The 15955-nt window shown below is 36.8% G+C and carries 12 protein-coding genes and 1 pseudogene; 3 read left to right on the top strand and 10 right to left on the bottom strand.

The features are described 5' to 3' along the window. Positions 1-87: 87 nt before the first annotated feature. The 3 genes from PPM_RS27350 to PPM_RS27340 all read right to left on the bottom strand — a co-directional run bounded on the left by PPM_RS27350 (position 88) and on the right by PPM_RS27340 (position 5381). Complete coding sequence (locus PPM_RS27350; RefSeq protein ID WP_014600228.1) at positions 88-1233, bottom strand: replication-relaxation family protein; 1146 nt, start codon at positions 1231-1233, stop codon at positions 88-90. A 2-nt stretch (positions 1234-1235) separates the two neighbouring features. Beyond that, on the bottom strand, positions 1236-2165 hold the full coding sequence (locus tag PPM_RS27345) for a 30S ribosomal protein S1 (RefSeq protein WP_419185398.1): 930 nt from the start codon (positions 2163-2165) through the stop codon (positions 1236-1238). A 153-nt stretch (positions 2166-2318) separates the two neighbouring features. After that, entirely contained in the window at positions 2319-5381 is a 3063-nt protein-coding gene (locus tag PPM_RS27340; protein WP_014600226.1) for a TraM recognition domain-containing protein, read from the bottom strand. Positions 5382-5980: 599 nt separating this feature from the next. Between PPM_RS27340 and PPM_RS27335 the strand changes: the two genes are divergently transcribed. Both PPM_RS27335 and PPM_RS28135 read left to right on the top strand, forming a co-directional pair. Then, on the top strand, positions 5981-6442 hold the full coding sequence (locus PPM_RS27335; protein ID WP_014600225.1) for a hypothetical protein: 462 nt from the start codon (positions 5981-5983) through the stop codon (positions 6440-6442). A 74-nt stretch (positions 6443-6516) separates the two neighbouring features. Continuing rightward, entirely contained in the window at positions 6517-6951 is a 435-nt protein-coding gene (locus PPM_RS28135) for a hypothetical protein (RefSeq protein WP_014600224.1), read from the top strand. A 96-nt stretch (positions 6952-7047) separates the two neighbouring features. Here the strand turns inward: PPM_RS28135 and tnpB are convergent, their stop codons facing one another. The 6 genes and pseudogenes from tnpB to PPM_RS27300 all read right to left on the bottom strand — a co-directional run bounded on the left by tnpB (position 7048) and on the right by PPM_RS27300 (position 14804). After that, positions 7048-8136 carry an IS200/IS605 family element RNA-guided endonuclease TnpB gene (tnpB, locus tag PPM_RS27325; protein ID WP_014600223.1) on the bottom strand — a complete coding sequence of 363 codons (1089 nt, stop codon included), beginning with the start codon at positions 8134-8136 and terminating at the stop codon, positions 7048-7050. A gap of 250 nt (positions 8137-8386) precedes the next feature. Next, entirely contained in the window at positions 8387-9094 is a 708-nt protein-coding gene (locus PPM_RS27320) for a hypothetical protein (RefSeq protein ID WP_014600222.1), read from the bottom strand. Positions 9095-9330: 236 nt separating this feature from the next. After that, positions 9331-9918, bottom strand: a pseudogene (locus PPM_RS28985) (hypothetical protein); the annotation flags it as partial. A 1071-nt stretch (positions 9919-10989) separates the two neighbouring features. Then, positions 10990-12534, bottom strand: a complete 1545-nt coding sequence (locus tag PPM_RS27310; protein WP_014600220.1) for a hypothetical protein — start codon at positions 12532-12534, stop codon at positions 10990-10992. Between the two features lie 590 nt (positions 12535-13124). Next, positions 13125-14351, bottom strand: a complete 1227-nt coding sequence (locus PPM_RS27305) for a hypothetical protein (RefSeq protein WP_025675998.1) — start codon at positions 14349-14351, stop codon at positions 13125-13127. 117 nt (positions 14352-14468) lie between these two features. Beyond that, complete coding sequence (locus tag PPM_RS27300) at positions 14469-14804, bottom strand: hypothetical protein (protein ID WP_014600218.1); 336 nt, start codon at positions 14802-14804, stop codon at positions 14469-14471. A gap of 330 nt (positions 14805-15134) precedes the next feature. On the opposite strand from PPM_RS27300, the gene PPM_RS27295 reads away from it, so the two are divergent. Then, positions 15135-15419 carry a hypothetical protein gene (locus PPM_RS27295; protein ID WP_014600217.1) on the top strand — a complete coding sequence of 95 codons (285 nt, stop codon included), beginning with the start codon at positions 15135-15137 and terminating at the stop codon, positions 15417-15419. A gap of 206 nt (positions 15420-15625) precedes the next feature. On the opposite strand, the gene PPM_RS27290 is transcribed toward PPM_RS27295, so the two are convergent. Continuing rightward, complete coding sequence (locus tag PPM_RS27290) at positions 15626-15889, bottom strand: hypothetical protein (RefSeq protein WP_025675997.1); 264 nt, start codon at positions 15887-15889, stop codon at positions 15626-15628. Between the last annotated feature and the right edge of the window lie 66 nt (positions 15890-15955).

The raw sequence follows: 15955 nt of genomic DNA, 5'->3' as shown, positions 1-15955 counted from the left end.
AAAAATCAATTAATATATTATACGGGAACTTCACACTTCCTTATCAATAAAGGGAATACCACGGTAATCCAAGGTATTCCCTTATTTTTACTCTTCAAATTCATCGTCATCAGGCACCATCATTTGTGAGGCTAGATATTCTGATGCAGTCATACCTTCAGAATTAGGCTGGAGAAACCCTATAGATTGTGCTTTAAGACACTTTCCAGTATTATCCCATATTACAAAGGTCTGCTTACCAAGTCCTTGGAGCAGCCGCTCGTCAGTAGTAAATCGAACTTCCACACTCGGCATAAACTCTCGAGCTAATTCGGCCAAATACGGTATTCTAGAATCCCCATCAGCAACTACAATAACACGAGCTGGCTTTTGAAATTCATTAACATATTGTATTGCATTTTGGGTTTTTTGGAATCGGTTTTTGACTTTGCTTACCCAGTCTTTACCTATTCGAACAGTTTCAACCCAGAAAGTACGCATCTCCCCAGCGTCTTTTATAACTTGAAATGTTGATGTGGGATGGTGGATCTGGCCATTCTTCAATCGAACTAACGGATTTCGCTGCCATGAAATAAGACGATCAATTCGAGTTAATTCACAGTGAATTTCGGCCGAGACCAGATCCTGAAAAAGTGGTGTCATTTCCGGTCCACGACCAGCAGGTATCTCGATTGGTTGAAACCAAAAATCGTCTGTAAATTTACGTTTAAGAATGATTTCAGCAGCATCTGCACCAACTCGTGTTAAAGCATATACAAGAGGTTTTTTCCTTTGATCTTTCAAAGGTGTTACCCAACTGAAAGCACAAAGCACACCTGTTCGTCGACACTTCTTCAAAAAATCTACAACCACTCTGTCTTCGTCAGACTCCTTGAATACGGCTCTCCGGATTTGGCTTCGTGTCGCTATACGAACGTTCGAAAGAAAATCAAGCAATCGAATCTCACGTTCGGTGAATGTTCCGTCTTCAATCCTCTCCTCAAGCCAGAACCGGCCATTACGTATTCCCTCTGCCGGTTTGTGATAAAACATGGTAGCATATGGGTCTGAAAATAATCCAAACAACTCACCGTTAGGCAACAAGTAATCCATAATGTCGTTGGGGCATAACGAATCTATATATGGATTTTCTTTTGCCATGGGTGGCGTTAGAATCAGCGATGTAGATCTCTCCGCTGATTCTAATGTACCACCTGTAAATTCATCTTCAAACTTAAGAAGCTCTTGAGACACGATTAACCTCTACTAGCTCCCCGACGTAAAACACTATTTCTAAAGTTCTTACTAGATGCCCCAATTCTATTTCGAGGAAGTATTATTAAACCACGGATTCGACGTTCTTCTTTATCAATGGTGCTAATTTTGACTTCAAGCTCATCGCCCTTTTTAAACTTCTTTCCATGTGCTCCAGGTGGAACATTACATAAAACTGAGAGTCCTGGCTCCAACTCGATAAAAAAGCCCAGATCAGGGCGAATCCTAGTCAATTTCCCCAAATAGAAACTTTTTTCTTTATAATTGATGATATTATCCCATGGGTCTTTATTAAGAATTCGTGCACTTACCTCCAAAAATCCATCAGAAATACCTTCTTCAGGTTTCTCAAGCGTTGTAATCTTAACCTCGATGCTATCCCCAATGTTAAAAATCTCTCTTAGATCCTCATAAAGGCTGTAATCTACTTCTGTACGATGCATTCTAACAGCAACGCCCTCAACAAGTAGGTATAAGTTATAAGGGTCAATACCACGTATAAATGCCTCGTAAATTCGGTCAGTTTGGGCCTTATTCCAGAATCGATTAGCCAGAATTCTCAGTGCTTCAATTCTATTTGCAACAAACGTCCCTGTCTTATTACTTTCTTCCGTGATAAGTTCTTCAACTACAAATTCAAAGGTTTTACCTAAAAAATTGTGTAAACCTTTGAATTCATAATTATCGATTTTGTTTTGAGGGAGATAACCAAAAATACCTTCAAAGTTCAGTTTTAGACATGGCATCGAGAGACTACCGAAAGCTACATCTTCTAAACCAACGGCTCGAGCGAATAAGACACGCTTGCGATTTTTTGCATCTCGAAGTTTTGACCAAGCTACTTCCTCATTGTTTAATCCTTCATATTCTTCCATATTATCAATTCCTAGTCTTGCTGCCAATTGAGGCACCTTCCTTCTGCTATTTTAAAATTTCAAATCAGACGAAAAAGAGCACCTCTAAGGACGGGCTATTAGCCCGTTCCCTAGAGGTGCTCCCTCTTTTTGTTTCGTATGCGTCGTCTATCTAAAACATATATTATTTAGTTCTAAACTAATTGTCAACTACAGGTCGTCTGTTTCAACATCCAATAGATTATTTACCTTTGAATTTGCAAAGGTTTGTTCTTGAGATTTAGCCGATGAAGATTGGTAAGAGGCACTTTCTCGAGTTGTATCATCAGTAGTCTGAATGTTCTGTGTAGTAAAAAATGAATTTTCATCGGACTCCCCTGATACGGGTAGTTCAACATCACTTGCAACCAAATCAAATATGTTCCATTCTTCCATTGCTTTTTGATTTTTTTGCTGAGCTATTTGATTGTTATTAACAAAACTCGTTTCCCCAGATACTTCACGAACTAATTCTTCAATTGCTGAACCGGTCTCTTTATTAGGTTCCGAATATTCTATGATATCATCCTTAAGAACAGTCTCTTTATAAGAATTAGAATTTATTGATTCTGGGTTTAGCCCCTCATAAAAGAAGAAATCTGTTTCTTTCTGCTCTAACGCATCACTAGGATCTGGAGGAGCTGGCATTTCAATGATCCACTTTTCGCCATCTTTAACTTCGTCGCTTTGGTCCTTAAGCAGATCTACTTTTACAGGTGGTTCTTCTACTTTACTGTTACTGTAATCAATTTTCACCACCTCTGTGGTTTCTTCAGTTCGGATAGGAAGAGCATTATTTTGCGGAGACTTCATGGGTGTTACTATTTCCTCCTCTATAAGATCTGATGTTTCCTTTTGCTCTTCAGTAGTTTCCTCCAATTCTGTCGACTCAACTTTTTCTTGTTTTTTGTCCAATATATCCAAGGGTTTAATTTTATCTGCTGTATCGATAGCAAGTTTTTGAATCCACTTCATTGGACTTCCTAAGGATTTATATTTACTTGTTTCTAATTCAGCTTCACCAATTTTTATAAATCGCTTTAAGAATTTCGTTTCGTCAATAAATTTTCCATATGCTTGAACAGGAACTTGTAATGAACCATCTTCACCTACCATTTGAACTATAAAATTTTTAAATTCTTGTTCTCTAATCTCTGTAGGGGTAAATCGAGGTGTAAGTTGGCGTGCCGTGTTATATCTGTACCCAACAGTGGGATTAGGCATGCTGATTGGTGTTACAGATTCATTCAAACTCTCCTCGACTTCAGGTTCTTCCCCAAACAGTTTACTGAACAGTTCATCATCAGTAACCTCTCCACGTCCAAAAACTGTCTTATTAGAAGCATTGGACATGATCGTTCGCTCGTACCCACGAACAACAGATTCAAGCTGCCCTAATGACTGTATTGCAATCAAGGTTCCGACTAAATAGGTGCGTCCCAGCGTCAGCAAACGCACAAATGCCTCGTTAATATAAAGTGGGAATTCGTCTATAGTAAAAAAAATCGGAATGCGTTTGAAAAAAGAATCTTCTGGCGGTCTTCTAAAAACGCTAGATTGGAACTGACGAATAAAGAATTGGCCAAAACTCATACTTAACTCTTCTAATTCTCCAAGTGCTGTATTAACAAGAAGGACTCCTCCTTCGGCAAGGAACTTGTCAATATCCAGCACTTCTTCACCCTCGTTTGCAATCATAAGTTGAGATAGCATAGCATTCATGCATATGTCGTTGACATACTTTTTTGCTCCTGTAATAAACTTGTCTTTTTTATTATCAACTACTTGCAATCCCTCATACTTGTGACCATCAGGGTATAAAACGGGCATAATTCTTTGTTCTTTATCCCTGTAGGTTTTATATTCAATAACCTCATTTTCAAAATAGGAACATACTCTCTCATATCGGTCCAATAAAACTTGAGTTTCCTGTGAAAGTGATGAGTTTTCTAAATTTTTAGTGATCCATGATCGCACTTCTTCAGTCATGTTAGCAAGATATCTTGGATCACTATACATTCTTTGCATATGAACAATTGAAAACAAATTACCATGACGGATTTTTCCAAGCATAGTGTACAAGGCTGCCGTTTCCGATTGCTGACCTTTGAAAAATTCATCTTGATCCCCAGCCAAAGCATCCAGGACACCCCGGAATGTTTCAGCTGCCACCTCCATCGGGCCTATAAAAGGATTGAATTTTGTGGAGTGTATTAAATCAGTTGGATCAACAACTTTTATCTTGCTTTTTGGGATACCGAGTTTATCACACAACTTAAGTACATCACGAATCAGGTCCCCTTTTGGTTCTAGTACACAAATACCTATCTTCTTCCCTCGTGCAATACGTATTAAATCTTGTACAATTCTTATTAAGATAGTTGTTGACGTTTTACCCGTACCAGTCGCCCCGTTTACTAATTCATGGAGAAAACGGGCGCTTTCTACTAAAACAATCGGTTTGTTTGTTGCTTTTTCCCAACCAATAATTACGTCAGCCCTGTTTGAACGTAATGAAAATGATTGACTGGCCAAAAGCCCAAACTCCCACTTGAAGAACATTTTTCTTAAATCTTCGTTCATATGAAATTGCTTCATAAGTAGGTATCCACCTGTCAAACAAATGAATACCGGAACGCACATAAGTAAATAACCGAAACTAGCCATGGATTTAACGACAAGATAGGGTGCATCTGATCGAATACCATTAAAGAAATCAAACATGTAATGTTCAACATACCAAGCAAAAATTGCACAATAGTGTGCTACTAAAGATACTCCATTTAGTAGAGCTGAAAATATTCGTCCCTTCCTACTTCTCCAATCAATGTAGGTTTTATATCCTCTCTTAATTGGTTGAGTAATTGTAGAGTAAAGCCACGTCAATAATGGAAGGTTAAGAAATACTAAGAACCACGATACCAGATGTGCGTCTAATTCAACGAAAGGTATACTTAATATGCCTGTCATAAAATGAGGCGGATAAGGAAAAAACAAGGTTAAGAAGGATTCAATACTACCCTCCTTATGATTCCATTGTGCAAAATATATGATAGTTGCAGAGTAAGCAGTAACCACGTTCACAACCATGAGTATGGAAACGAATATGGTATGAAAATAGATACGATATATTTCCATGATTCGTTCACGATTATCAACCCAGTATTTCCGATATAGAGCTTTTATCGGAGTCATTGATTCTTGTTCATCTTCCTGCTGCATGTTTATTTCCAAAAAAAAGTCTCCTTTCTTTTACCCTGCTTAAAAATCAGGTTTGAATTGCTCTGTGTAAATTAGATGGTGCGTGCATGATCAGTTACTATTCCCTCCTTTTCTTCATGCAAAAAAACACCGGGAACAAACCTTAAATAAGGTTTGTTCCCGGTGCTTCCGGTGTAATTTTAGTATGCATTTAAATATTTCTGCTTATTATATATGATTATGACAATATCGAGTAGTATCCCATTATCTATCAGTTAATTAATATCTTAAAGGGATATCTTGTTACTAAAAAAGAATTACAGAGAAAAGAATTGGACTTTCGTTCTAAAATGATAATCCTTATAAACACTTAGTCATAAATAACAGTGGACATAGAGACTAATATTTTGACTCTCTTTAAAGAGTCTTGCATTATCATAGAAGAAAATACTCTATTAAATAATGATGTATTTAACCAGCTTTAGAAAAAGTTCTGCGAATAAAGTTCCTCTTCCCTAAGACAGTTATCTGATCTAAAGTTCAGTCCTCAATGTCTTTGTTTCTCGATTTAAAACATGCCGTTTATAATTGCACTAGTCTATGGACTGAATTTTATATTGGAGGAATACAGGATGCTACAAAGAAATATTCAAGATCTTTATTCAGAATTAAAAAAAGCTGGTTCACCGCATTTTAAAAATAAAGTAATTGAATCATTAGAATTTGAGGAAGCTATTTCTTTATTAAAGCGTGTATTTTATTCGGTGGTTTCCGATCCAGCTAATTTTTCTCCTAGCCAGAAGTTTTTAGCTTTGAGCCTTGATTATGAAACTAACCTGCTCTATGCAGAGGTATCGACCGGCTTTAGAGAAAGTATTGATGTATGTGTGGATTCAACTACACTCTATAAACCAAATTTAAAGAAATTTTTAGTTCTTCTTTTTAAACTACCGGAGACGACTAAGGAACTTAGCGAATTCGAAGCCAAAAAGTCTGTAGCAAATATTAGTTCAAGTGGAATTTCCCCTGAAGACCTCTTCGTAAACTCCGAATACTATGAATTAGTTCATGTTTCGGATTTATCTTTTCAATAACAACTATGGCTATTCTTTAGAAAATAAAGCACTGATATTTATATAAAAAAACTGATTGAAAGGGCGCATTTAAATTGCCGAATATAAATGATTTAATCGCAGAAAATAATTGGTCTATGCTTAGTTGGCGTGAAAGATATGGGGACGGAATCTGGTTAGCATTGGCCCCATCTATAACGTTACTTGATAATATCGAGTTTATTAGTACAGGTGGGGATATCCAAAGTATCGAACTCTCTTCTTATTTCCATGACCAGGGCTTATGGCTCCCGGTAGTAAAAGCAGATACTATAAATTCTGCACTAAGTAAACTGGATCTTAAAATCTTTTCTATTCCAAAAGAATTTGTAGATAAATGGATGGATGCCGTACATGAAGCTTATGAAAGGGTTTATGAACTGGGACGCACGAACAATTACATGCTAAACTCTGCTATTGAGCAAAAAGATTCGGGATTAATGCCTCCAAAAGAGCTACAAGAATATATGTTGAACACTCCCACCACTTAGCTAATGCTTGAAGTGGGGGATTCTTGGGTAGTCGAACCTAGTGGTTCGAAGTTGACCAAGCGATCCCTGTGGTTCCCACAGTTCAGAGGTTGTAGTTTACACCGCAACCTTTTTTATATTATGAGCGGCATTTTCGTCCCGATCATGTAGCGTTTTACAAGAAGGACATTCCCACTGTCGCACCTTGAGATTTTTGACTTCTTTATGTACGAAGCCGCACACATGGCATGTTTGACTCGTCGGAGCAAAGGTGTCGGCTACTTTCAATGTGCGTCCGTGCCATTCTGATTTATAAGTAAGCTGGCGTTGAAATTCACTCCAGGACGCATCCGCAATGGATTTTGCCAGCTTATGATTTTTCATCATATTGGCAACTCGCAAGTGTTCAATGCTAATCGTTTGGTTCTCACGAATCAGCTTCGTGGTGAGTTGATGCAAAAAATCATGGCGAACATTGGCAATCTTTTCATGAATGCAGGCAACCTTCTGCTTGGCTTTTTGCCAATTGGAGCCGCCTTTGTTGCGGCGAGCCATCCTTCGTTGCCAAAATGCTAGTTTTTGTTCATGTTTACGAAAGACTTTTGGGTTGGCAATACGCAAACCATCCGAACAAACCGCAAACTCTTTGAGGCCAAGATCAACGCCAATGTGCTTGTTGGCTTGCGGCAAAGGCTGGATCTCGACTTCACAAACAATGGAGACGAAATACTTCCCTGCCGCATTTCTTCGCATGGTTGCAGAGAGAATGCGTCCTTCCAATGTTCTTGAATTGGCAAAGCGAAGCCAACCAAGCTTAGGAAGCTTGATTTGGTTATTATTCACGGCAATATTGCCATTGGTGTATTTGGTCGTATAACTTTGCACAGGATGCTTACGGCTTTTGTAACGTGGAGCCTGATTCTGCTTTTTGAAGAAACGATCAAAGCTATCTGCTACGTTTCGAACAGCCGATTGCAACGCAATACTATCCACGTCCTTGAGCCAAGGACGATCCTTTTTCAGTGCAGGAAGTTGTGTAGCACAGGAGTTGTAGGATAAGCCTTTGCCTGTCGCCGCATACGTGTCATTCCACAAATGCAAAAAGTGATTAAACACAAAGCGACAACAGCCAAACATCTGCTGAATAAGGGCATGTTGTGCCTTATTTGGATAGATGCGGTACTTAAATGCTTTATGATGCAACATGCCACACAACCTCCTTTCATGTAAGATATAGATATTATAGCACATACGTTCGATATAGTGACAAAGAAGAGCGATTCATCCCCCACCTACAGAGGATGGGAGTATTCTCGCTTAATATTGATAAAAATTAAGAATATCAACTCAAATGGTTTGTGAAGATAATATTCAGTTTATTTCTTCTTTTCTCATAAAATATATACTACTAGAATGCCAGCAGCCTGAAGCTACTGGCATTCTTTAGTTATTTCAGTTATGAGTTTGAAGAGTAGGTTTGAATCGATTGTATGAACCGTTCAGCCTCTTCGAAATTTTCTAATCTCATTTTGTCAATTTTGGATGTTGTAACACACGGGTAAAAACTATATTCATTACCCCCAACAAATTCTGCGAATGGTTGAAGTGTGTGTTTACCGTCTTTTGAAATAACTTCAGAAATGGACACTAACTTGTGAGCCTCAACTGTTAACACATAGTCAATTGTACCAATTGACTCCATGCTTCTTGAACTATTTTCTAAAAGCTCTGCAACCTCGTCCAGGGCAAAGTTTAATGTCTCTCCTTCTAATGAAGCCAAGCCATGTCCGGTAGAACACATATACAAAAATAAATTAATATTAGATGCTGTTAGTCCATTAATCACAGCTGCAGTCGAACCAATGAAATCGAGAGGTGAGACATTCATAGCATCGAAATCAGAGCTGTTGATCTCCATGATTTTTCGACGAGGATATAAACTTTTAATGGAATCAGGACCTAAATACAATGTTGAGACAGAATTGCTTTTGGCATCAAATAAGGTTTTAAGTAATTCATCTCCACCAGAACCTTTACGGCCATGTACAAGGATACTTGAGTTGCAATTAATCATAGATTGTAGCAAGGTGTACACCTCAAAATTGAACATACGATTGTAAAAATACATGTTGTGAAGAAATTGTCTTTGTTGGATCTGTTTCATTGTTGAGCTCCTCCCAAAATAAAAAGCACCCTTGAACGACAGAATATCCCACAGATGTGGGATGTTTTCGTTCAAGGGTGCTTCCCTTAGATAGATATATAAAGATTTCAAAATTCATTATTTCATAAACCCTATCTTCTTGTAAAGAAAAGTATATTTAAAAAAATATAAAAGATAATTCGTAAATAAGCTAACCCATTATTCCATAGGAAATATATGATATGAATATTAATTTTTTAGAATAGCGAGGTTACGAACTTCACCTCCGGAAAGCGGCTATCCGGTCCTTTCATTAAGATTCCACCTTGGTTTTTCAGATACATCTCGAAGAAATACAGCATAAAGGCATTGATAACGGAGTTCGCTCTTTCCGGCAATTCGTGGATCGTAAGAAGTGTCAAAGGCCGTCGATCCGCTGATGGAATGACCGAACACCCCGACATGACCGAGATCAATCCTCCCTTTTAAATGACTTGTAATCTGTTAAAACTTTTCCCAACTTGTCGCAATTTTCGCTTTCCGCCCGGTAATCATGGTCGGGCGAGAATAAGTTGTTGGTTGTGCTGGTCGTGATTCGACCGTCCGGAAACTCGGTTGCAAATGTATTGTAAGTGTGGTCGATCACTGCCACGATATATCCGTGACTCGCGAGATTTTTGGCTTGCGACGTGTGGAGGAACTTGGAAGAGCCGTTCCGGGATTCGCAAGGATCAGCGGGTATGAAGCCTGTGCCGAAGAGACTTCGGCTCCCTAATAAGCATACTGGATACGTATTTCAGGTGTTGATACGTAAATCCGGGAAGGCCATAGTTCGCGGCCATATAACATACTTTCGGACGGGGTTGTTTGTTTTAAAATTGTGAAGAAAGCTCAGTTATTTGAAAATTATTTCAGATGAATATTCCTTGGATAAAAAACTAATCATCCAATATCTCAAGGGTAATTGAGTGGCGCATCCGGAAAGGATTACCCCATCCACCGCATGTCATGACCAACGGATGTTTTTATTCTCGGACATAGAAAACAGATCCCGTCGCCGGGGTCTGTTCGCTGTGCGGTGTAATAATTGTAAGGCTGTGTGCTATTCGCAGCATGCAATCTCTGCGTGATTTGCTTCGTGGCCGCTTGCGAAGGATGAACCAGATCTATCGATTGATTTTCGGTGACGATCCAGACAAGCTATTACCTCGATCAGCGTCACTTCCACTAACTGGTTAAACCATAGTCCTGCATAACTTAGCCCTCATCTAGTTGAACAGGTAGGGGCTTTTTGTCGTGTTAGAACAGAAGAACTAAATTACTCTCCTCTGTTTGTTAATCTTCAATAGTCTCAGCATCGACGTAGGTGATGTATTTTGGAGGTTCTAATAGGTCTCTAAAAACATATTTTAGTTTCTAAAAAAAGAAAAACGATACTATAGAGTTTATTGGCTCCAAAACCTAGTACCTGTAAGGTTTTAAGAGCTTTTAGAGAATAAAAAATCAAATTAAAAACTCCGTTGTGGAAAAATAAATCAAGCTTTGGCATAACCTAAGATATAAAAAACCAAGTCTTTTTTTATATTTATAGAATTAACATTATCCACAAGTTATCTTATTTATTAATTTGATTTTGTATGATAAGCGGACAGTAAAAATTTCCTCTCAACATCTTTTACTTTTTTTTAAAAGGAGAACATAATAATCCACTAACAATATACAAAGAATAACTTGAAATTTTATGATTTTAAAAAACGATATAGTGAGTTTTTTTAGTTATATAAAAAAATGTGTATAATTAATTATGTTTATTTAAAGGTAAAACATACATTGAGCGGATATAAAAATCTAGGAAGGAGAAATTGACAAAAACGAAGAACCCTCAAAAAATAGAATTTTGAGAGCTGAAAGGATTCTTATTCATTAAAGAGGAATTTTTCCAATCTGAAGTTGTATGGGATTAGACGTTTGCCAGGTAAAACAGGTAATCTATGTAACTCCCCATGCATCCATTTTTCCACAGACCTCGGATCTTCAGTACGGATGGCTAGGAAGGCATTATACTCTAAATCACCATAATAATACGGATCAACTTTTAACTTAAGTGCCTTCTCTTTAATACTATCTATATTAAGATATTTTCGTAGTTCAGAAGCTTGATACGTGCTTTCACCCCCACTATAATCGGAAATTTGCCACGGTAATATGGGATAGGCAAGATTAAGATTCTTAACAGCATCTAGCAGCCGCGTACGCAGCTTCCTTATTCCTATTTTACTCTTTAAAGCAGCATGAGAAAAACGCCACTTACGCTCCATAATACCTTCTTTCTTTGTTTCAGGCCAACGTATAAATTCCTCAGCACCAGTTTTGATTATGACTTGATCGAGCATCTCATTGAATTTTGTCTCAATGCTTTCTTTAATAATAAACTCCGGTTTACGTGGCAATCCTTTCATAGTCACATAGCTACTAAGTTGATAAAATGCATGTCTAATTAGCCTAACATTCACATTTCTAAGAATTTTTACGAGCCGGTTCGCATCAGAACGATCTGATAACACTTCTCCGATCCCGTAGTATGCAGCTTCCCTTTTTAAAAGGGAATAAAATTTAGGATAGAGAGTACACGCGTCAATAGGTCGATAATATTTTTGTGGTTCCTCTTCAGCAACAGAAATAAGAAAATCTCGATTGAATTTCAGTTGTGCCTTAAAGCCAGATTTCCCTTTTAACAGTTTTATATCATCGAAAAGAGCACTTTCCTTCTGTGTTTCAATTGGAAGGGAGAGGGATTTCAAATTGTTCAGAACCTCTAAAATGTGACTCTTCTGGCTTTTATGCAAAAACTCAAATAGACCCGCAAATTGTGCGTGTTTAAAACTTCCGTTGTGCTGTTTTAAATTCCGAGAAATAACTTTATTGGGATTACCACTAGTCTGTGCATAAGCAGAAATAATCAGTTTCTTTTCTGCAAGGGTTAACTGGTGAAAGGTACGAGTAAAGACAAAAGGATGAAATAAGACATAGTGCCCAATTTTGTTCGTTTTCTCATTCATAAAATAATTAAGTTTATGACGAATTGATCCATCAGAGGCAACTTCAGACACAATAAGTTTATGGTGAATGAACTTTTCTAATGAGGCATAAAATTGACTTTCACTGATAGGAACCTCGAATTCCCTCTCTAGCTGGCGATATATTGCTTTACGGTTTGAAAGTTCTATATACCCATAAGCATTACAGCATCTAAAGAGAATAAAGAGAAGTTGCAGATCTGCTTGTGTCACATGATCTTTTAGACGCAAAGTACCGCCAACTCGAAACGAAAACTTTACTCGACTCTTAAAGTTCATATTTATATCAAACAGATGTGATAAAAATAAAGATGTAACCTTAACAGGATAGGTAGAATGGTTATCTTCAAGTCCTAATTTATTCGCTAAAATAAGTGTCTGCATTTAGGTGAACCCCCTTTCAAACGTAGTAGTTTATGTAGACTTAAAGAATAGGATTTGTTAAAATACAGGTATAGAAGACAGCATGAAAGCAGGCCTCCTGCATCCCTTTTAAATAAAGGGAACAGAAAGCTAAAGCTTAAAAAGCGAGATCTGGTGGTTGCCGGTGATCTCCGTATATGATTTGAGGATATGTGTGTTGGTAGCACATATATCCACATAAGAGAGTCCTTTTTTAAAAGGGCTCTTTTCTATTTATCCACTGTGGATAATTTGTCGAAAGGTCTAATTTACCATTGTGGATAATATATTTTTACAATAACACTTAACAAATATTTTGGCTATCGGGGTTCAGTATATTATTTGTGTGGGGGTTCAGTATATAGTTTGAATTTGTCCATTTCTATTAGCAATTTATCAATTTTATTTTGAAGTGACTCAATATTTTGGGGGTTGAGTATAGACTTTTTAGGGGTTTGGACATTTGTCAGGGGTTCAGTATATACTTTAAGTCTGGATAATGTATTTTTTAAATGTTTAGAATGATAGTTCCAATAAAAAAAGAAAAACCACACTCATTTGGCTTAGTGTGGTTATGGTCTTTCATCATGAGTAAGAATTAAATCAAACTTACCCTGAAGCGTTTGTGATTGAATTTGTAGCAAATCTCCTGGCACAAAATTTATGAATTGTACGCTTTTTCTTTGTCCGTAAACGATATCATAGGAGTTAATGACATCCATATTTTTTAATTCTTCAAAAGCTTCTAATAAATTACTAACAAGTAATGATCGATTTGCTGTCTGGAGGTTAAGATGTTGGGTAAGAGTCTCTACACTATAAGATGTTATATTTTGAGCAGCAGAATTAATCATATTTACATATAAGATCTTGGTAGTCGGTTTCAAAAAATCATTGAAAAGTACGACATTCATAGTCAGAAAATTCCCTTGTTGAAGGGACTGGTGAATCAAATTATGAAAGGACACAGTCGCAGCCCGTTCTCTTCCTACTTCTTCACCTTCTCTTAAAACAAATGTAAGGGTATCGATCGGATGATACATACTTGTTCTTTGTCGGACTTTATTACCTGGTAAGTAGTATTCCTCCATAATAATCTGGGTACGAGAAATATTCACAAGACTTTCGTAAAGTTCCATATACTCTTTCCCAGAAGGAATAGTATCCATTTCTTTAGCAAGTTCATTAAAATTAAACGAAAATTGTTGTTGCATGCCTTTTTCAAAATACAATTTTGTTAAACCCGCTAAAACTCGAGCATCAAATGTTCCTAGAAAAACCCCAGCCGAATTCTCATAGGTGAGTCGTCGGAAACCGTTTCGTGTCTGCTGGACTACGCCAGTGGAATATTTTGTTCGCATTACTTTTTTTGAGTGAGAGCCAGCCGAAAATAATCCATGCTCGATTAAATTAGTTTCGATGGGCGTGTCTGGGACATTACGATTTTGTACTTTTTTTATTTCTAAAGCTTTTTCAAGTATTTTGTATTCAAGCTCAATGATTGAATATTGTAAATATTTTTGCTCGTCAATTTTGATGTTGTTACGTTCTTCTTCATTTATTTGTCGGCCCAACTGATTATACTCTTGCCCAATATAAGTAAATTCTAGTTTGAGCTGCATTGTCTTATGTCTCACAAATTTTCTAGCACATTTTTGAGTCTTAGGAGCAAGTTGCTTATCTATATCATCCATACTTAAGTTCATTTTTTTCAAGCTTGTATATAGCGGAATCAAATTGAGCGCTTCTTGTCTTAATGTATTTCGGATAACTTTCATCTTTAATTGTTCACCCTCCAACCCAGACATCTCTCCTACTATTGTATATTTAAAAACAAGAAATTAGTAGCACAGTGACAGTTCAAGCTTGTCACCAGTGCTTCTTAAAGTTGAATTTATAATTTCATTACAGTCTATCTAATTCATCTGGAACGGTAATGATGATACTGAAACATCTGATGACTGTTTTTGGAATGCCTTCAATTCAGTTATACAAATATGAAGGTCTAATATAACATTGTTTGTTTGACTTTTAAGACACATTTTAATACGCTTGCTAACACTTTTCTTTAGCTCTTCGAGCGTTTGTATTTGTGTTTTTTTATGTAAAGAATCTATCTTTTTTACTCTTTCAAGTTCTTCATTAATCCACTTTAGATCACTAAGATAGGAACTTAAACTGGTTGAGGAGTAATACTCGTTTAGGTAATCGATTTCTATTTCGTATAATTCAATAATTTCGTCAAAAATCATGTGTGTGCTCCCCCCAATTACTCTTTGGTTAAGAGCAATTATTATTATAGAATTATTCATGATTATATTTATCAAAAATGTAATTTTATATAATATAACGACAAAGCACCCTTTACGGCATCATGCCGAAAAAGGGTGCTTCCCTTGATCCGAGAGTTTTTATTTTTCTCCTCTTTCTATTATCGTAAGTTCTAAGTGTACAGTCAATCTTGTAATGGATACAGTCTAAATTTTCAGTGATGAGAAAAAAATGATTTCAATTTTTAGGGGTAATAATGAGAATGTTAAAATGTAAGTGTTATTTTATAAAAATATTATATGGAGGTTCTTATGAAAGATGATGATCGTAGTTTAATTCGAAATTTAATTAGTTCTGATTGGTCGAACCATCCAGAGCACTTAGAAAAATGGTTAAAGTCGACTTCTGAGCAAAGGCTACGCGGCATATGTATTGAGATAGATCAAATCATAACGAAATCGTTAGACAAGGTCTCTCGAATGAACGCAGCAATAAAAGATCATGACAAAGTATATTTTCTTGATGAAGACGAATTACTCGCTATACAACAAATACGAACGATTGTAGAAAATGAGTTAAACCAGAGAACTGATTAACTCTTAAAAAGGCAATTCTAGTCTTCTTTAAAATGGCTCGAATTGCCTAGGTTTTAGTTTCAAGGATGGACGGCTTATTGGTAATTGATCTGATTGGAACTCCCATGCTTTTCTTCCCTTTAAAGCTACAGCTTTTTGTATCCCCATAAGACCGAAATAATCTCAGGAGAGATTAGTAGATATTAGTTCTTTTTCTCCGAACGCATCTAACTAATAAGGATAGTCAACACAAAGAAAAAGATAATCATTATGAGCATTAAAGCAAAATGATTAGTCCCCTTGTGTTTACACTTAGACAGTATTGTCATATAGACAAAAATAGTTGATCCTACAAAAGGAACAATTAATATTGAAGACAATATTCCGAATTCCATGTGCATCATTGCAGCACCTGATCCAATAACCAAGCTGAGAATCATTGATAACCCAATGAATCTAGCTTCTCTATGCAGTGACACTTCTTGTTTCATCTCCAATCTCCTTTTGGCAGGTAGTCCGGAAACGAGAAAAAGAGCACCCTGAAATAACCAGCTAAT

The organism is Paenibacillus polymyxa M1 (assembly GCF_000237325.1).
GTDB lineage: Bacteria > Bacillota > Bacilli > Paenibacillales > Paenibacillaceae > Paenibacillus > Paenibacillus polymyxa_C.
Note: the sequence above shows the minus strand (reverse complement) of the source record. Positions and strands in the feature narration are given on the sequence as shown.